A 17,445-nucleotide genomic window follows, 5' to 3' on the forward strand; every position below is an offset into this window, starting at 1 on the left:
CACTAGTGACAGTGCTCGCCGATACCCCGAAAGATTCTGCTCACCCGAGCGCCCTTGTCTGAGGGCCCTGTTCTCTGGAGGAAAAGAGAACGTGAGCAGACTCCCAAACCTGAGCCGGCGCACCTCAGCCGCGCTCTTCGCATCGGTCCTGGCGGCGAGCGCCGTGACCGCCATGGGTGGTGCCGCCACCGCGGCCGCCGCTCCAACGACCACAGCGGACACCTCCCCGGCCACCGCCGCCGAGACGCTGGGCGCGCACGACGCCAAACTGCTCAGCGAGGCCCGCGCCAAGAAGGCTCCGACCGTCACGTTGATCGTCGCCACCGAGAAGGGTGAGGCGGGGGACGTCGCCGACAGCCTCACCAAGCTCGGCGGCACTGTCAGCCAGCGGCAGGACCGGGTCGGCTTCGTGCTGGCCAAGGTCCCGACCGACCGGGTTCTCAAGGCGGCCCGGCTGCCCGGCGTGTCGGCGGTCGACCTGGACGAGGTCATCCAACTGCCGGACCCGGCCCCGGAACAGACCCCCACCGGCACCGCTGGTGCGCGACAGGCCGCCGTGGAGGCGCCGGGCGCGGCCACCCCGGCGGACAACCCGTACATGCCGACGAACGAGACCGGCGCGGTGGCGTTCACCGCGGCCCACCCGGAGTGGGACGGCCGGGGCGTCACGATCGGCATCATGGACTCCGGTGTGGACCTGGCCCACCCGGCGTTGCAGCAGACCACCACCGGTGAGCGAAAGATCGTCGACTGGGTCACCGCGACCGACCCGCTGGAGGACAGCTCGTGGCGGCGGATGCAGGCCGAGGTCGCCGGCCCGTCGTTCACCATCGACGGCCTCGGCACCTGGACGGCGCCGGCCGGCACGTACCGGTTCAACCTGTTCAGCGAGTCGGTCACCAACGCGAGCGACGCCCGGGGTGACGTCAACCGCGACGGCGACACGACCGACACCTGGGGTGTGCTCTTCGACCCGGCCACCAACAACATCCGGGTGGACGCCAACCAGAACCTCAACTTCACCGACGACCCGGTCATGCGGCCGTACAAGGAGAAGTACGACATCGGCTACTTCGGCACCGACAACCCGGCCACGCCGGTCGCCGAGCGGCAGCCCTTCGTCGTCGAGTTCCGCAAGAACGTGAACACCACGCCGATCGGGCTGCCGGGCACCTACGACTACGTCAACATCGGCATTGTCGAGAGCACCCACGGCACCCACGTCGCCGGCATCACCGCCGCCAACGACATGCTCGGCAACGGGGCCTTCGACGGTGCCGCGCCCGGCGCCAAGCTGGTCTCCGCCCGCGCCTGCTCCTGGGGCGGCGGCTGCACCGCGGCGGCGCTCACCACCGGCATGATCGACCTGGTGGCCAATCGTGGCGTCGACATCGTCAACATGTCGATCGGTGGCCTACCGGGCCTGAACGACGGCAACAACGCGCGGGCGAACCTCTACAACGAACTGATCGAGACGTACGGCGTGCAGTTGATCATCTCGGCCGGCAACTCCGGCCCGGGTCTCAACACCGTCGGCGACCCGTCGGTGGCCAGCAACGTGATCAGCGTTGCCGCCAACATCAGCAAGGACACCTGGCTGGCCAACTACGGCTCGGTCGTCAAGAAGAAGAACGCCCTGTTCAACTTCTCCTCCCGTGGCCCGCGCGAGGACGGCGGCTTCAAGCCGAACATCGCCGCCCCCGGCTCGGCCATCTCCACCGCACCGACCTGGCAGCTCGGCGCCCCGGTCCCCGAGGCCGGATACGCGCTGCCCCCGGGCTACGCGATGCTGAACGGCACCTCGATGGCGTCTCCGCAGACCGCTGGCGCCGGCGCGTTGCTGCTGTCGGCCGCCAAGGCCACCGACCGGGGCGTCAGCCCGGCGGCGTTGCGGCGGGCGCTGTTCACCTCCGCCAAGCCGATCGCTGACGTGCCGACGTACGCGCAGGGCTACGGCATGGTCAACGTTCCGGGCGCCTGGCAGCTGCTGCGCCAGGGCGTCGAAACCCGGTCGTACGTCTCCGACGCGCCGGTCTGCAGCCCCCTGGCGGAGCAGCTGACCATCTGGAACGGTGTGAAGTTCGTGCCGAACCCCGGTCGGGGCACCGGCGTCTACAACCGCTGCACCTCGTCCGAGGGCGGCCACAAGGTCGGCCAGAGCAAGACGTACCCGGTCAAGCTGACCCGCACCAGCGGCCCGGCCGGCACCATCAAGCACAACGTCACGCTCCAGGGCAACGACGGCACCTTCAAGGCACCGAAGACCGTCGCGTTGCCGCTCAACAAGGCCGTCACCATCAGCGTCACCGCCAAGCCGGCCACCGAGGGCGCGCACGGCGCGATCGTGCGGATCGACGACCCGGCCACCAACGTGGTCGACTTCGAGGTGTCCACGGTGGTGGTGGCCTCGAACGACGTGAAGAAGCCCAACTTCTCGTACGCCAACGAGGGCTCGGTCGACCGCAACGGGTTCACGTCGTACTTCGTCACGGTGCCGGAGGGTGCCAAGGCCCTCCAGGTGAACCTCTCCGGGATCGCCACCGGTTCGCAGACCCGATTCATCGCGATCAACCCGTTGGGTGTGCCGGTGGAGTCCACCACCAGCACCGTCTGCTACACCAACTTCTCCGACGTCAACGTCTGCAAGCCGCAGGAGCGTGACTACCAGAACCCGCTTCCCGGGGTCTGGGAGATCGAGGTGGAGTCGCGGCGGACGTCCCCGGCGCTGAACAACCCGTTCAAGCTCCAGGCGCGGGTGCAGGGCCTGACTGTCGAGCCGGCGCTGGTCGAGCTGCCCAGTGTCGAGGCCGGCGAGCCGACCCCGGTGAGCTGGAAGGTCACCAACGCCTTCGGCCCGGTCTCGGTCAGCGGCCGCAGTGGCGCGCTGACCGGTGTGCGGACCGAGCGTCCGACCATCACCGAGGGCGGTCCCAACCAGGAGTGGACCGTCGAGATCCCGGCGGGCACGTCGACGTTCACCGCCCGGATCGGCAACCCCGCCAACGCGGGCGCCGACCTGGACCTGTTCGTCTACCGGGACACCACCGAGGTCGGCCGGGCCGCGGACGGCGACTCGGAGGAGGCGGTCACGCTGACCAACCCGGCCGCCGGCACCTACCGCGTCGTGGTGGAGCCGTACGGGGTTGACGGGCCGGGCACCAGCACCGCCTACGACTACTACGACGCGTTCGCGTCCGCGTCGCTGGGCACGATCACCGCTCCGGCCGTCGCGGTGCCGCTGATGCACGGCGAGTCGGCCACCATCACCGGCACGGTGACCGCGGTGGCCGTTCCGGCCGACGGGCGTCAGCTCTCCGGTGAACTGGCGATCGTCACCAGCGAGGGTGCGATCGTGGGTCGCGGGAACGTGTCCATCGGTGCCGTGAACTGATCCGCTCGTAACACCGGCAGGAGCCCGTCCCCACGTTGGGGGCGGGCTCCCGCATGTCAGGGGTCAGTGGTCAGGACCGGTGGGCGGCCGTCACGACGAACGGGGTGCCCTGCTGGCAGGTGGTCATCATGCCGGGCTCCACCCGACCGGTGACCTCGACCCGGGCGCCCGGCGTCAGCACCTCACGCGGGCCGCCGAGCAGTAGGTAACCGTCGAGCAGTACGCAGCCAGGCTCCACACCGCCCTGCACGGTGCCGCTCAGTGTGGTGGCCCCGACGCCCGGCGGCGTGCTCGGGCCGCCCGGTTTCGGAGTCTTCAGCCCGGGCGGCACGGACCGGGTGCCGGTCTCTGGCGAGGGCGTCGGGTCGGGCGTGGGCTGGCTGGTCACCGGCTGCGCTCCCGTCGGGGTCGGGGTGGGTGTGCCGCCCCCGACACCCTGGCCGCCGCAGGCGCTCAGCGCCACGCAGACGGCCAGCGCGGGGACGGCGAGCCGAAGAGTCCTCATGCCGAATCTGACGTACGCCGACCCGAGTTCGTTCCCACGCTTCAGCCGCGCGCCGCAGCGGCCTTCATGTCCCGCCTCAGCTCCTGCGGAAGCGAGAACGTGAGCCGCTCGTTGGCGGTGGTGATCTCCTCGACGTCGGCGAAGCCACGGGCGGCGAGGTGGACCAGCACCTCCTGGACCAGGTCGTCCGGGACGCTCGCGCCCGAGGTCAAACCGACCGTGGTGGCCCCCTCCAGCCAGGCGTCGTCGATCTCGTGCGCGAAGTCGACCAGGTGACCGGCGCGGGCACCGGCGTCGAGGGCGACCTCGACCAGGCGGACCGAGTTGGAGGAGTTCGTCGAGCCGACCACGATCACCACGTCACAGTCGGCGGCGATCTCCTTGACCACGTGCTGCCGGTTGGAGGTGGCGTAGCAGATGTCGTCGCTGGGCGGGGACTGCAACAGCGGCAGCCGCTGCTTGAGGCGGGCCACAGTCTCCAGCGTCTCGTCGACCGAGAGCGTGGTCTGGGAGAGCCAGACCACCTTCTCCGGATCACGTACGGTGATCTTGTCGGCGCCGTCCGGGCCGTCCACCAGCTGGATGTGCGCGGGGGCCTCACCGGCGGTGCCGATGACCTCTTCGTGCCCCTCGTGGCCGATGAGCAGGATGTCGTAGTCCTCGGCCGCGAAGCGCCGCGCCTCGTGGTGCACCTTGGTGACCAGCGGACAGGTCGCGTCGATCGCCTTCAACGAACGCGCCTTGGCCTGCTCGTGGATCTCGGGCGCCACACCGTGCGCGGAGAAGACGACTGTGGCGCCCTCCGGCACCTCCTCGTTCTCCTCCACGAAGATGGCGCCCTGGGCCTCCAGGGTCTGCACCACGTGCTTGTTGTGCACGATCTGCTTGCGCACGTAGATCGGGGCGCCGTAGAGCTTCAGCGCCTCCTCCACGGTCTGCACCGCGCGGTCGACACCCGCGCAGTAGCCGCGGGGCTTGGCCAGGAGCACGCGCTTGCCGGTCCGGAGATCAGTCACCGCCCCATCGTACGTGCCACCCCGCAGCGCGGCAGCGGCCCGCAACCACCCTCGGCAACACCGTTGCACTAGAGATCGGTTAGTGGGCGCATGGGCACGGTGAACCCAGGTCCGTCACTCCAGAACGGCCCCGCCCGCGCCGATCTTGCAGTTTTGGTCGCTGATATGCGCGGAATACCCTCTTATGTCGCGACAGTAAACGCAAGATCGCGGACGAGGGGCAGCCCGCCCTCGTCGATCATGGAGTTACGGTGCCTGGTTTGGCTCGATGCGGGCACTTTGCCACCCACCACAACTCCATGATCGACGGACAGCGCGGGGTTGACGAACAGCCACTCCGTCTGACGCAACGGTGTTGCCACCCTCGGCCCCGGGTGATCAAGAGGTTTACGTCAGAAACGCGCCCAGCGCCGACGCAAACCTCTTGATCACCCGGGAGGTCCGTAGGGTGGGCGGGTGAGCGAGGGTGGGCGGGTGGGAAGTGGCGGGGGCGGCGGGGGCGGCGGCGGCGGCAGCAGCGCTGAGGAGCCTTGGCCGGTACGGGTGGTCAGCCAGAAGGTGGGGGCCTGGATCGCCAAGCTGGGCTGGGTGTGGGTGGACGGGCAGGTGGCGCAGATCAGCCGCCGCCCGGGGGCCAGCACGGTCTTCCTCACCCTGCGTGACCCATCGGCCGACCTGAGCCTGACCGTCACCACCAACCGGGACGTCCTGGACTCCGGAGCGCCGGAGCTACGCGAGGGCGCGCGCGTGGTGCTGCACGCCAAGCCGGAGTTCTACGCCGCCCGGGGCACGCTGAGCCTGCGGGCCGACGAGATTCGTCAGGTGGGGCTCGGGGAGCTGCTGGCCCGACTGGAGAAGCTCAAGAAGCTGCTCGCCGCCGAAGGGCTCTTCGACCGCGCCCGCAAGCGTCGACTGCCGTTCCTGCCCGGCCGGATCGGGCTCATCACCGGTCGCGCGTCGGCGGCGGAGCGGGACGTGCTGACAAATGCTCGACGGCGCTGGCCGGCGGTGGAGTTCCGGACGATCAACGTGGCCGTGCAGGGCCCGTCCGCGGTGCCACAGATCGTCGACGCGCTCAAGGTGCTGGACGCCGACCCGAGCATCGACGTGATCATCATCGCGCGGGGCGGCGGCGGTATCGAGGACCTGCTGCCGTTCTCCGACGAGGCGCTGTGCCGCGCGGTGTTCGGCTGTCGTACGCCGGTGGTCAGCGCGATCGGCCACGAGACGGACGCGCCCCTGATCGACTACGTCGCCGACGTCCGTGCCTCCACCCCGACCGACGCGGCGAAGCGGGTCGTTCCCGACCTCACCGAGGAGGTACGCCTCATCGGTCAGGCCCGGCACCGCCTCGAACGGGCGGTACGCAACCTGGTCGACCGGGAGACGCACCGGCTCGACGGGCTGCGTTCACGGCCGGTGCTGGCCCGGCCCCAGGTGATGGTGGAGCATCGGGCGACCGAGCTGACCGCGTTGCGTCGGCGGGCCGGCCGCTGCCTGGAGCACCGGCTCGCGGCCGCCGAGGATGACCTGCGGCACACCCTCGCGCGGCTGCGCGCCCTCTCCCCCGCCGCCACCCTCGACCGGGGGTACGCGATAGTGCAGCGCGCGGACGGCCACGTGGTCCGCGCGGCGGCGGAGGTCGGCAAGGGCGACCCGCTGCGGGTACGACTGGCCGACGGCGAGCTGGCCGCCACCGTCGATGGCTGAGTGGCGACGCGGCGAGGTGGGGAGTGGTGTGCTGAGATGAACGCGATGACTGACGACACGAAGGCCGGGCCGGACGAGCGGCTCAGTTACGAGCAGGCCCGCGCCGAGCTGGCCTCGGTGGTGGAGCGGCTGGAAGCCGGCGGCACGTCCCTGGAGGAGTCGCTGGCGCTCTGGGAGCGCGGCGAGGCGCTGGCGGTGATCTGTCAACGCTGGCTGGACGGTGCGCGGGCGCGGATCGACGCCGCCCGGCAGGAGCCCGCTTCCTGACCGACCGCCGGTGGGGCGGCCGGAGCCGCCCCACCTCGGCACGTCAGTTGAACAGGCTGTACAGCTCGGCCGGCGCCTCGACGACCTGATCCGCCGGCGGCTTCTGCGCGGCCGTGGCGGCTCCGTAGTCGGAGTAGGTCATCTTGATCTCCTGGGCGGCGGTCTGCCCGGCGGCCGGCAACTGGAGCACGAGCTCGCTGAGCCGGCCCTGCGGGTCCACCTTCGCGGTGAACGGGACGGTCTTCGCCTGGGTGCCCAGCGCGGCGATCGTGGCGGCGTTCAACGAGCCCGCCTCGGCGGCCTTCGTGACGTCGATGCTGCCGGCGTACGCGCCGGTGCCGGTGCTGCGGACCTCGGTGATGCCCTGGGTGAGCACCGCGCTACCGGCCGGGTCGACCTTCTCGAAGTCGAAGCCGAGGTTGCGGTTGCCCTTGATCCGGTTCTGGTCCAGGTGCTGGTACTTGCCGAGGTTGAGCTGCTTGATGGCGGGCAGGCTGTCGGCGGTGGGGCCGGTCAGCTCCAGCTTGACCCAGCTGTCCGGCTTGAAGTGGACCACGTCGAGCTTCATCGCCAGGTCGGACGAGGGGCCACCGATCGCGATCTTCATCGCCGCGCTCTGGCTGGGCTGGTGCACCAGCCCCTCCGCCGTCGAGCCGGCGCCGGCCAGGGTGAACCGGAAGTTCCCGTTGCTGATCTCCTTGGTGGAGTCGAGCAGGGCCTGCTTGGCGTCACCCGCCACCGGGGCGCCGGACGCGCTCGCCGTGCCGGACGCGCTCACCGTCGGGGACGGCGTCGATCCGGCGGTGCCGGTTCCGCTGGCGCAGGCGGCCAGTGCGGGCGTGATCAGAGCGGCGGCTACCAGGCCGGCGCCGAGTCGTCGAACAGTCATACGTGTCTCCCAAGGGGGTCACCCGACGACCTGGACGGCGCCGGAAACCGGGCGACGCAGCAGCACCGTCGGCTACGTCGCGCGACCCGGGCCGAGCAGCGCGCCCGGGTCACCCCCTCCTTGTTCCCTGTCGACGGGTCGGACAATCACCCTTCGGGCCTGTTGCCCAGATTCGGCGCCAGTGGGCCACCCCACCGGGTCCGGTCAGCGCAGTGAGCCGGCCAGTTCGCGGAGTTCGTTGTCCCGGGCGTCGCCGACGACGATCACCGTGCGGGTCGGCTCCAGCAGGACCAGCGCCTGCTGGTTCCCCCGGGCCGTGTAGAGCTGCCAGGAGCGCCCGGCCAGCTCGGTGGGGCCCTGCGGCTGACCCTGACTGGTCAGCTCGGCCGGGAGCAGACGGTCCGCCGGGACGCTGCTCTGCAGCAGTTGGACGCCCCGCCCCTCCGGCGTGAGGTAGCCGAGTCGCAGGTTCGCACCGCCCTCGACGGTCTGGTAGCGGGCGCTGACCGTCTTCCAGTCGGCGCCGAGCCCCTGCGGCTGACTCACCGGAAAGACGTTCGCCGAACGTGCCTGCTCGATGGCGGGCGCCGGATCGACCGTGGTGGCCTGGTCGCCGCCGAGGAATCCCCGGTAGAACGCCAGCAGCAGCGCGATCGGGACGAGCAGCACCAGCAGCGAGATCGCCATGTCCTTCGGCGACCGCTCGGACTTGCCGGACACCGCCGGCGGCGGTGGGGTCGGGTCGGTCGCGGCGGGCTCACCGCCACGGCCGGCGGGGACGTCGGCCGGCGGCTGGCCGTCGGGCGGCGTGCGGTCGGCGGGTACGCGGTCGGCTGGCTGTGCGGGTTCCACCCCGTTATCTTCGCAGCCGCCCGACCGGCGGTATCCGGGCCATCACCGCCCCGCGCCGACGCCCGGTCGGCCATCGTGTGAGGATCAGCGACAAAGCCGGCAGTGAGGGCCTCCCCGCCGCCGGTCGTCCCCGCACCGTCGCGAGGAGGAGTAGCCGTCATGACGAACACCAGGACGCGGATCCCACAGGATCTCGACCGAAACCTTGCCCTCGACCTGGTCCGGGTCACCGAGGCCGCGGCGATGGCCGCCGGCCGGTGGGTCGGTCGGGGCGACAAGGAGGGCGGCGACGGGGCCGCTGTCGACGCGATGCGCAAGCTGATCAACTCGATCCAGATGCGCGGTGTGGTGGTGATCGGCGAGGGCGAGAAGGACAACGCCCCGATGCTCTTCAACGGCGAGCACGTCGGCGACGGCACCGGCCCGGAGGTGGACGTCGCCGTCGACCCGGTGGACGGCACCACCCTGATGAGCAAGGGCATGCCGAACGCGGTGGCGGTGCTCGCCGTCTCCGAGCGCGGTGCGATGTTCGACCCGAGCGCCGTGTTCTACATGGAGAAGCTCGCCGTCGGGCCGGCGTACGCCGACGTGATCGACATCAACGCCGGTGTGGCGGAGAACCTGCGCCGGATCGCCAAGGTCAAGGGCACCGACGTCTCCGAGGTGACCGTCTGCGTGCTCGACCGGAGCCGTCACGACGACCTGGTCGCGCAGATCCGCCGAACCGGGGCGGGGATCCGGTTCATCTCCGACGGCGACATCGCGGGCTCCATCGCGGCGGCCCGGGGCGAGTCGGACGTCGACGTCCTGATGGGCATCGGCGGCACCCCGGAGGGCATCATCTCCGCGTGCGCGCTGAAGTGCATGGGTGGTGCGATGCAGGCCAAGCTGTGGCCGCGCGACGAGCAGGAGCGGGAGAAGGCGATCGCCGCCGGGCACGACCTGGACCGGGTGCTGGGCACCGACGATCTGGTCACCGGCGACAACTGCTTCTTCGTGGCGACGGGGGTCACCTCGGGCGACCTGCTGCGCGGGGTGCGTTACCGGGCGGGCGGCGCGTACACCCAGTCGATCGTCATGCGCTCGAAGAGCGGCACCATCCGGGTGATCGACTCGTACCACCGGCTGGAGAAGCTGGCGCTCTACTCCGCTGTCGACTTCGACGGTCGTCCGCTGGCCGAGCAGGAGTGACAGCCGCCGACACGGCGACCCCGCAGACCCTGTCGGCCGCCCGCCGGATAACCGGCGTCGCGCTGGCGTCGGCCTCCGGGGTCGCGGTGGCGGTGCAGTCGCGCATCAACGGCGAGCTGGGGGTACGCCTCGACGACGGTTTCGCCGCCGCTGTCGTCTCGTTCGGCACCGGCCTGCTGGTGCTGCTGGTGCTGGTGCCCGCCACCCCCGGTGGTCGGCGAGGGCTGGCCGCGACGCGGCGGGCCCTGCGGACCGGCACGCTGCGGCCGTGGCAGTGCCTCGGCGGGATGTGCGGAGCCTTCCTGGTGGCCACCCAGGGCCTCACCATCGGCACGTTGGGCGTGGCGGTCTTCACCGTGGCGGTGGTCGCCGGCCAGACCGGCAGCAGCCTCGCCGTGGACCGGGCCGGGATCGGGCCGACCGGCCGGCAGCCGATCACCCGGCAGCGGCTGGCCGGCGCGGTGCTCACAGTGCTCGCGGTCGGCCTGGCGGTCGGCGACCGTCTTGGCGAACCGGGCGCGCTGGCGCTGGCCCTGCTACCGCTGCTCGCCGGGGTGGGTATCGCCTGGCAGCAGGCCGTCAACGGCCGGGTCCGAGCGGCGGCCGACAGTGCGTTGACCGCCACGCTTGTCAACTTCTCCGTCGGCACTGTCACCCTGCTCGTCACGTTCGCGATCGACATCGCCGTACGCGGCTGGCCCGGCGGCCACCTGCCGACCGAGCCGTGGCTCTACCTGGGCGGTCCGATCGGCATCGTGTTCATCGCGATCGCCGCCGCGATCGTCCGCTTCACCGGTGTGCTGCTGCTCGGCCTGGCCACCATCGCCGGGCAGATCGTGGGCGCCGTCCTGCTGGACCTGATCCTCCCCACAGCGGCCTCGCATCCGGGTGTGAACACTCTGCTCGGGGCGGCGCTGACCATGGTGGCGGTGCTGATCGCCGCGCTGGCGCCACCCGCGCGCCGACGTGAGTCCCGAGTGTGACGGCAGAGATCCGACCTCGTCAGTGACCGTCGCTCCGCCATCGACGACGAATGTCAACCGGCGTCGGAGGAGTGCCCGGGGAAGAGGTGTGCGCTCGGGTCGATGGCCACTGCCGCGTTGTTGACCGCCGTCGCCGCCTCACCGAAGCCGGTGGCGATCAGCCGGACCTTGCCCGGGTACTCGGTGATGTCACCCGCCGCGAAGACCCGGGGCAGGTTGGTGGCCATCGCGCTGTCGACCAGGATGTGCCGGCGGTCCAGCCGTAGCCCCCACTCGGCGAGCGGGCCCAGGTCGGCGGTGAAGCCGAGGGCGGCCACCACGGTGTGCACCGGCAGCGTCTCGGTCGCGCCGCCGCGCACCGTCACCTCGGCACCGGTCACCGCGCCGTCCCCGAGCAGCCTGGTGACCTCGGCGTTGACCACCACCCGCACCGGCAGGGACAGCACCCGGGCAACCGTCGACGCGTGGGCCCGGAACTTCTCCCGGCGATGCACCAGAGTCACCGACCGGGCCAGCGGTTGCAGCGCCAGCGCCCAGTCGAACGCGGAGTCGCCGCCACCGACGATCAGCACGTCCCGATCGGTCAGCTCGGTCGGCTCGGTCACGAAGTAGACGATCCCCGAGCCGGGGGCGCCGTCGGCGCACGGCAACGGCCGAGGGCTGAAGCTGCCGAGCCCGCCGGTGACCACTATCGCGCCGCACGCGAGCTGCTCGCCACCGGCCAGGCCGAGCACCGGGCGGCCGTCGGCGTAGGCGAGCTTCTCCGCCCGGGTGCCGAGCAGGTACTCCGGACCGAACGGTGCCGCCTGGGCCACCAGGTTGGCCACCAGGTCGCGGCCCTTGACCGCGGGAAAGCCGGCGACGTCGAGGATCAGCTTCTCCGGGTACATGGCGGTGATCTGACCGCCCGGCTCGGGCAACGCGTCGATCACCGCCACCGACAGCCCTCGGAACCCGGCGTAGTACGCGGCGAAGAGGCCGGCCGGACCGGCCCCGATCACGGCGACATCGACCTCGCGCATGGCGTACCGTCGCTTTCCGCTCACGGATCAACGCGTGCTGATCTCGACCGTAAGCGGGCGGCGACGGCCGGGCAAGCACGTCCCAGAGGCGCGCCGGAGAATCGCCTCAGGGCAGGCTGAGCGTGGAGCCCGAGTAGTCCGGGCCGCCCACGGCGGGTCGTCGGCGGCGGAACAGGATCGCCGCCACCACCCCGCCGAGCAGGCCGAACAGGTGCCCCTGCCAGGAGATCCGCTCGTCGGTGGGGAGGATGCCGACCAATTGCCAGCCGTAGAGCAGACCGACAAGGAGGAAGACCGCGAAGTTCCACCAGCTGCGCTCGACGATGCCCCGGGTGAGCAGGATGCCCAGGTAGCCGAAGATGACACCGCTGGCGCCGACCACCACCGAGTTGGGCGAGCCGGTGAACCACACGCCGAGCCCGCTGACCAGGATGATGACCAGGGTCGACCAGAGGAACCGGCGGGCGCCGGCGGCGAGGACGAAGGTGCCCAGCAGGATCAGCGGGATGCTGTTGCTGTAGAGGTGGTCGAAACCGTGGTGCAGGAACGGGGAGAAGAAGACCCCGTCCAGCCCGTCGATGCGCTGCGGGATGATGCCGGCGGTGGCGTCCAGGCCGAACGCGAGCCCCTGGTCGACGGCCTCGATGAGGAAGAGGAACGGGACCACCGCGCACATGGCGACGAACGCCCGGCCGAGCGCGGCGTAGAACGCCTCGGTGCCGAACTGATAGGGGTCGCCGCTTGACGGGTGCAGGGTCACTCCACAACTGCTATCAGCAAAAGCGGCCGACCGCCACTCACGTCCCGTCCGGAGTACGCGCGAAGGCGGGGCGGTGGAGAGCCACCTGCCCCGCCTTCGACAGCCGTCAGTAGTGGTTGTTGTTCTGGAAGTAGGTCCAGGCACCGCAGGGCGTCTTGTACCTGCCCTTGATGTAGCCCAATCCCCACTTGATCTGCGTGGCGGGGTTGGTCCGCCAGTCGGACGCGACGGAGCCCATCTTGCTGCCCGGCAGAGACTGCGGGATGCCGTACGCACCGGACGAGGAGTTGTTGGCCTTGTGGTTCCAGCCGCTCTCCTTGGTCCAGAGCTTCTCCAGGCACGGGAACTCGGCGATGCCGAAGCCAGCGGCGATCATCAGCGCGCAGCCGGTCTTGCGGTTGCCGCTGTACTCCGCGCAGGACGCCGGGATGGGCCCGTCGTACGGCTTGGCTGGCGCGTTGGCGGCCGCGCGTTCGCGTTTGCGGGACGCCGCGGCGGCCTCGGCCCGGCGGGCCCGCTCGGCGGCCTCCTTGGCGGCCTGCTTCGCCCGCAGCTTGGCCTGGTACTCGGCGGCCCGCTGCTTGGAGAACTGCACCTGGTGGGCGGCCTGCCGCTCGCGCTGGTACGCGAGGTCGGCCCGGTCGACCTCGAGACTGACCTGCTCGGTCAGACCCTGTTGCTGGGTTTCCCGGTCTTCGCCCAGGTAGAAGCCACCGGCAACGCCCACGGAGAGCAGCGCTACAGCAGCCGTACGGGCGCCCAACCGGCTCCACAGCCGACTCACGAAGTGGTCCCTTCGTCGGGAGCAAGGACGTGGCGCGGCGCAGACCACAGGTGGGCCGTCAGCCGTGCCACGAGCGCCCCGACCGGTTGCCGGCCGCGCCGACGCACCGACCTTCGCCGATGTCGTCCGTCTCGGGACGAACGATCGCCAACGATTCCGGTGGCGCGTGGACGCTCGTGGGACACGATTGCGCACAGTGAGGCTGATGGGAAACCAACCAGGCCGTTTGTGACCTGCGCCACACTAAAAATGCGGACAAAGGCCCACATAATACCCGTCAGATCGGGATGTCCTCCAGCAGGTCGGTGACCATCGCGGCGATCGGAGACCGCTCCGAACGGCTGAGGGTGACGTGCGCGAAGAGCGGATGACCCTTGAGCGCCTCGATGACAGCCGTCACCCCGTCGTGCCGGCCGACCCGCAGATTGTCGCGCTGGGCCACGTCGTGAGTGAGCACCACTCGGGAGCCCTGCCCGATCCGGGACAGCACTGTCAGCAGCACCCCGCGCTCCAGCGACTGGGCCTCGTCCACGATCACGTAGGCGTCGTGCAGGCTGCGCCCGCGGATGTGGGTCAGCGGCAGCACCTCCAGGATGCCCCGCGAGGTGACCTCCTCCAGCACGTTCTCGTGCACCACCGCGCCGAGCGTGTCGAAGACCGCCTGGGCCCACGGCGACATCTTCTCCGACTCCGAGCCCGGCAGGTAGCCCAACTCCTGGCCACCGACGGCGTACAGCGGGCGGAACACGATCACCTTCTTGTGGCGGCGGCGCTCCATCACCGCCTCCAGCCCGGCACAGAGCGCCAGCGCCGACTTGCCGGTGCCGGCCCGGCCACCCAGCGAGACGATCCCGATCGACTCGTCCAACAACAGGTCGAGGGCGATCCGCTGCTCGGCCGAGCGGCCGTGCAGCCCGAACGCCTCCCGGTCGCCCCGGACCAGACGCACCGACTTGTCCGGCAGCACCCGACCGAGCGCGGAACCACGCCCCGAGTGCAGCACCAGACCGGTGTGGCAGGGCAGCCCGGCCGCCTCGTCGAGGTCGAGCGTCTCGCCGGCGTACAGCTGGCCGATCTGCTCCTCGCTCAACTCCATCTCCGACATACCGGTCCAGGTCGGGTCGCTGGCCTGGCCGTGGCGGTACTCGTCGGCACGCAGACCCACCGAGGCCGCCTTGACCCGCAACGGCATGTCCTTGCTGACCAGGGTCACCTCCCGCCCCTCTGCGGCGAGGTTGAGCGCGACGGAGAGGATCCGGGCGTCATTGCTCTCGGTGCGGAAACCGGGCGGCAGGACCCCGTCGTCGGTGTGGTTGAGCTCCACCCGCAGGGTGCCGCCGACATCGTTGGCGGGCACCGGGCGGTCGAGTCGGCCGTGCCGAACCCGCAGGTCGTCGAGCATCCGCAGCGACTGCCGGGCGAACCAGCCCAGCTCCGGATGGTGCCGTTTGCCTTCCAACTCGGTGATGACCACCAGAGGTAGCACCACTTCGTGCTCCGCGAACCGGTGGAACGCCGCCGGATCGGAGAGCAGCACCGACGTGTCCAGGACAAAGGCCTGGCCGGCTGGTCGTGGCTCCTTGGGGTCGGCCGGCGCGGCGGCCGCCGAACGGCGGCTCCTGGTGGCTCGGCGGGGCGTGGCAGTCGCGGCCGGGGTCTGGTCGGCACCGGCGGTGGTACGGCGAGTCGTCACAGGCCTGCTCCGACGGATGGGCACCCGCCACCCGTGTTCCGCCTCCTCCGGTGCCCGGGGACACGGGGTCGGATGCGGAACCCCATGCGCGAGGTCGCAGATCCGGGCGGGCCGGCTGGCGCGGGAGAACCCCGTGCCATGCCTAGACGCTAGCCCCGCCGGACCCTCCCGGCTAGGGGCCGAACGTGGATCTCCCAGGACGCGCTCATGAACAGGGCTCCGTCGACGCCCGCACCAGCCGAAAGGCATTGTCGCGAACGCGGCGGAACCGGCCGGGATGCATGCCCCCTGCGCGCATCCCGGCCGGGTGGGGCCACCGTCACCGGTCTGACGTGACCCCGACGGTGCGTGTCCGCCGCGGACGACGCACCGCGCTCGTGGCGCCGGTCGGCGGGGCAGCCCCGCCGACCGACCTCAACCGGTACGTCGGACGAGCGTGCCGGTCGGGTGCCGCCCGGTGATCGGGGCGGCCGGCGCGCTGAACGACGAGCCGGTGTACGTGGTGCCGGGGCGTTCGACAGCGCCGGCGGAGCGGGCCACGCCCGCGGGCGAGACCGACAGGGCCGAGGCGATCGCCGCCTGGGCGTCCCGACGACGCCGGTTCCAGGCGCCCCGGTCACCGTCGAAGTAGCCCTGCCGGTAACCGAAGCGGTAGCCGATGCGGTAGCTGAGCTGCCCGTGCAGCCGGCCGGCCGCGTAACTGGTGGCACCGAGCACCAGGACGAGGAACACCGCGAGAAACGGGCTCATCGGGCAGCTCCAGCCCAGCCGGGACGCCAGGTCATCGCTCCTCCGGCTCGATCGTGGTGGGGTCGGCGACGAGCAGCCGGTCCAGGTCGTCGGTGCTGACCTCCTCGACCAGTTCGACGCTGATCCGGCAGCCGTCCAGCACGACTTCGGCCACCGAGGACCGGCGGATCTCGCCGCCGGCGTCGTAGACCCGGACGCTCAGCTCCGGGCAGCCGAGATGGGTACGCCAGGCGTTCCACTCGGCACGATCACCGACGCTCAGCGACAGGTAGCGGCAGCCTCGGGCCAGGTAGAGGCGCCAGGGGGCGGTCAGCCCTGCGGCGACCCCCTCGGCGATCAGCCCGAAGGCCTGGGCGCGGGTGGCGAGCTCGGTCACCACGACCCCCTGGCACCGGGGGCGTGACGCATGTGAGCACCAATCGTCTCATGCACGTGACACACCGTAGATTGTCCCATGGGCGTGACAGTATCAGCTTTTCGTACGCTTACGTTTGCCACTACGTTCATCTATTCTGCCCGCGTGACACCCCTCAACAGTGGCACTGACTCGTTTACCGGAAATCCGAACTCCTCGTCACGTCTGCGTGACAGTGGCGAGCCGGGGCGCGCACCCTCGGCCGGCTGGCCGTACCGTCACGGAGTGACCGAGACGGCCAATGCGCGGAAGATCGCCTTCGCCACCTTCGTCCGGCGGGCTCTGGACGAGGCACGGGCGACCCGAGCCTGGAGCGGCACCGAGGTGTCCCGGCGCACCGGCGTCTCCCGGCAGACCATCAACCGCTGGGTCCGGGGCGACTGGGCCAGCGACCCGGAGGCCGAGCGGGTGGTCGCCTTCTGCGAGGGCCTGGGGTTGAACCCGGCCGCCGCGTTCGCCGCACTCGGCTGGGACCGCGCTGCGGCCGGCCCTCGCACCGGCCAGGCCGCCCCTCCGATGGACCCCGACGTGGAGGCGCTGCTGCGCCGTCTGGTCGATCCGCAGGTGTCGGACGCGGAGAAGTTCCACATCCGGGAAACCATCAGATACCTCGCATACCGCCCAACGTTGCCGGTCGATGTCCGAAAAAGGGGCAATCAGGCAGGCTAGTTCCTCAGATAGCGAAAGAACGCCTGGTCAGGTTCATTCGTTTGCCTCCGGGGCTGGAACGGGCACGCTAGCGTCCCTATTCGTACTGCTTGGGCTCGTCATCGGCGGGGGGACGGGACAAGGCCGAACCCAGCCCTGCGGGACAGAAGGAGGGGTCTGTCCATGACCCTGAAGTGGTTGGCAGTCGTGGTCGCAACGGTGTCGGTGACACTGTGGGCGACCGGCAACACGGTGACCCTCGCGGTCGACGGCGGGCAGCTGCCGCTGCTCGTCAACCTCTTTGCGCTCATCACCGCCGGCACCGCGGTCGTCCTGGCCGTCGTCGCCGAGCTGCACGAGCGTCTGAACAACCGAATCAGCGCGCTCACCGAATTCCTGGTGGCACGGCTCAACGAGATCGACAACCACACCGGCGATCGCAACACCGGGTTCGTGGAGGGCTACCTGTTGAGCCACGGCCAGGAGGCGGCGGTGGTGCCGTTCGGCCGGCGCGGACGAGGAGCCGCCGAACGCTGATCGCGTACCGCTCAATGGGTCCGCTCGGCCAG

The 17,445-nt window shown here is 70.7% G+C and carries 17 protein-coding genes; 7 read left to right on the forward strand and 10 right to left on the reverse strand.

The features are described 5' to 3' along the window. The first annotated feature begins 91 nt into the window (after window positions 1-91). Complete coding sequence (locus ABZ794_RS08540; protein ID WP_357514890.1) at window positions 92-3,391, forward strand: S8 family serine peptidase; 3,300 nt, start codon at window positions 92-94, stop codon at window positions 3,389-3,391. Window positions 3,392-3,461: 70 nt separating this feature from the next. On the opposite strand, the gene ABZ794_RS08545 is transcribed toward ABZ794_RS08540, so the two are convergent. Both ABZ794_RS08545 and ABZ794_RS08550 read right to left on the reverse strand, forming a co-directional pair. Beyond that, window positions 3,462-3,896, reverse strand: coding sequence for a hypothetical protein (locus tag ABZ794_RS08545; protein ID WP_112581935.1), 435 nt, complete (start codon window positions 3,894-3,896; stop codon window positions 3,462-3,464). 41 nt (window positions 3,897-3,937) lie between these two features. Further along, window positions 3,938-4,939: a 4-hydroxy-3-methylbut-2-enyl diphosphate reductase gene (locus tag ABZ794_RS08550; RefSeq protein WP_238691319.1), complete on the reverse strand. Its 1,002-nt coding sequence runs from the start codon at window positions 4,937-4,939 to the stop codon at window positions 3,938-3,940. Window positions 4,940-5,368: 429 nt separating this feature from the next. Here ABZ794_RS08550 and xseA point away from each other — a divergent pair, with 429 nt between their 5' ends. Then, window positions 5,369-6,622, forward strand: coding sequence for an exodeoxyribonuclease VII large subunit (gene xseA / locus ABZ794_RS08555; RefSeq protein WP_357514892.1), 1,254 nt, complete (start codon window positions 5,369-5,371; stop codon window positions 6,620-6,622). A 45-nt stretch (window positions 6,623-6,667) separates the two neighbouring features. Beyond that, on the forward strand, window positions 6,668-6,889 hold the full coding sequence (locus ABZ794_RS08560; protein WP_030328827.1) for an exodeoxyribonuclease VII small subunit: 222 nt from the start codon (window positions 6,668-6,670) through the stop codon (window positions 6,887-6,889). Between the two features lie 43 nt (window positions 6,890-6,932). Here the strand turns inward: ABZ794_RS08560 and ABZ794_RS08565 are convergent, their stop codons facing one another. Both ABZ794_RS08565 and ABZ794_RS08570 read right to left on the reverse strand, forming a co-directional pair. Next, the gene (locus ABZ794_RS08565) at window positions 6,933-7,778 is read right to left on the reverse strand and encodes a hypothetical protein (RefSeq protein ID WP_210784408.1); all 846 of its coding nucleotides are present in this window, start codon (window positions 7,776-7,778) and stop codon (window positions 6,933-6,935) included. 204 nt (window positions 7,779-7,982) lie between these two features. Then, window positions 7,983-8,630 carry a DUF4245 domain-containing protein gene (locus tag ABZ794_RS08570; protein ID WP_210784409.1) on the reverse strand — a complete coding sequence of 216 codons (648 nt, stop codon included), beginning with the start codon at window positions 8,628-8,630 and terminating at the stop codon, window positions 7,983-7,985. Between the two features lie 159 nt (window positions 8,631-8,789). On the opposite strand from ABZ794_RS08570, the gene glpX reads away from it, so the two are divergent. After that, window positions 8,790-9,821, forward strand: a complete 1,032-nt coding sequence (gene glpX, locus ABZ794_RS08575; protein ID WP_091394313.1) for a class II fructose-bisphosphatase — start codon at window positions 8,790-8,792, stop codon at window positions 9,819-9,821. Beyond that, window positions 9,818-10,804 (forward strand): DMT family transporter, encoded by a 987-nt coding sequence (locus tag ABZ794_RS08580; RefSeq protein WP_357514895.1) that lies wholly within the window; start codon window positions 9,818-9,820, stop codon window positions 10,802-10,804. Before glpX ends, ABZ794_RS08580 begins: the two co-directional genes overlap by 4 nt. 53 nt (window positions 10,805-10,857) lie before the next feature. On the opposite strand, the gene ABZ794_RS08585 is transcribed toward ABZ794_RS08580, so the two are convergent. From ABZ794_RS08585 to ABZ794_RS08610, 6 genes are all read right to left on the reverse strand, one after another. Next, complete coding sequence (locus ABZ794_RS08585; RefSeq protein ID WP_210784469.1) at window positions 10,858-11,826, reverse strand: NAD(P)/FAD-dependent oxidoreductase; 969 nt, start codon at window positions 11,824-11,826, stop codon at window positions 10,858-10,860. A gap of 106 nt (window positions 11,827-11,932) precedes the next feature. Beyond that, window positions 11,933-12,586 carry a rhomboid family intramembrane serine protease gene (locus ABZ794_RS08590; RefSeq protein WP_210784410.1) on the reverse strand — a complete coding sequence of 218 codons (654 nt, stop codon included), beginning with the start codon at window positions 12,584-12,586 and terminating at the stop codon, window positions 11,933-11,935. Window positions 12,587-12,692: 106 nt separating this feature from the next. Further along, the gene (locus tag ABZ794_RS08595; RefSeq protein ID WP_210784411.1) at window positions 12,693-13,370 is read right to left on the reverse strand and encodes a lytic transglycosylase domain-containing protein; all 678 of its coding nucleotides are present in this window, start codon (window positions 13,368-13,370) and stop codon (window positions 12,693-12,695) included. Window positions 13,371-13,647: 277 nt separating this feature from the next. Further along, on the reverse strand, window positions 13,648-15,063 hold the full coding sequence (locus tag ABZ794_RS08600; protein WP_210784412.1) for a PhoH family protein: 1,416 nt from the start codon (window positions 15,061-15,063) through the stop codon (window positions 13,648-13,650). Window positions 15,064-15,477: 414 nt separating this feature from the next. After that, window positions 15,478-15,813 (reverse strand): hypothetical protein, encoded by a 336-nt coding sequence (locus ABZ794_RS08605; RefSeq protein ID WP_210784413.1) that lies wholly within the window; start codon window positions 15,811-15,813, stop codon window positions 15,478-15,480. A gap of 31 nt (window positions 15,814-15,844) precedes the next feature. Next, window positions 15,845-16,189: a hypothetical protein gene (locus ABZ794_RS08610; RefSeq protein ID WP_030328857.1), complete on the reverse strand. Its 345-nt coding sequence runs from the start codon at window positions 16,187-16,189 to the stop codon at window positions 15,845-15,847. A gap of 264 nt (window positions 16,190-16,453) precedes the next feature. Between ABZ794_RS08610 and ABZ794_RS08615 the strand changes: the two genes are divergently transcribed. Beyond that, complete coding sequence (locus ABZ794_RS08615) at window positions 16,454-16,897, forward strand: XRE family transcriptional regulator (protein ID WP_091394342.1); 444 nt, start codon at window positions 16,454-16,456, stop codon at window positions 16,895-16,897. A 162-nt stretch (window positions 16,898-17,059) separates the two neighbouring features. Then, window positions 17,060-17,413, forward strand: a complete 354-nt coding sequence (locus tag ABZ794_RS08620; RefSeq protein WP_210784414.1) for a hypothetical protein — start codon at window positions 17,060-17,062, stop codon at window positions 17,411-17,413. The last annotated feature ends 32 nt before the right edge of the window (window positions 17,414-17,445 follow it).

Source organism: Micromonospora sp. NPDC047187 (assembly GCF_040643355.1).
In the GTDB taxonomy this organism is placed as follows: Bacteria; Actinomycetota; Actinomycetes; order Mycobacteriales; family Micromonosporaceae; genus Micromonospora; species Micromonospora salmantinae.

Excerpts from the sequence above, each read along its gene's own strand:
- ABZ794_RS08545 (WP_112581935.1), bottom strand. The coding sequence starts at position 3,896 with ATGAGGACTCTTCGGCTCGCCGTCCCCGCGCTGGCCGTCTGCGTGGCG.
- ABZ794_RS08560 (WP_030328827.1), top strand. The coding sequence starts at position 6,668 with ATGACTGACGACACGAAGGCCGGGCCGGACGAGCGGCTCAGTTACGAG.
- ABZ794_RS08565 (WP_210784408.1), bottom strand. The coding sequence starts at position 7,778 with ATGACTGTTCGACGACTCGGCGCCGGCCTGGTAGCCGCCGCTCTGATC.
- glpX (WP_091394313.1), top strand. The coding sequence starts at position 8,790 with ATGACGAACACCAGGACGCGGATCCCACAGGATCTCGACCGAAACCTT.
- ABZ794_RS08585 (WP_210784469.1), bottom strand. The coding sequence starts at position 11,826 with ATGCGCGAGGTCGATGTCGCCGTGATCGGGGCCGGTCCGGCCGGCCTC.
- ABZ794_RS08605 (WP_210784413.1), bottom strand. The coding sequence starts at position 15,813 with ATGAGCCCGTTTCTCGCGGTGTTCCTCGTCCTGGTGCTCGGTGCCACC.
- ABZ794_RS08620 (WP_210784414.1), top strand. The coding sequence starts at position 17,060 with ATGACCCTGAAGTGGTTGGCAGTCGTGGTCGCAACGGTGTCGGTGACA.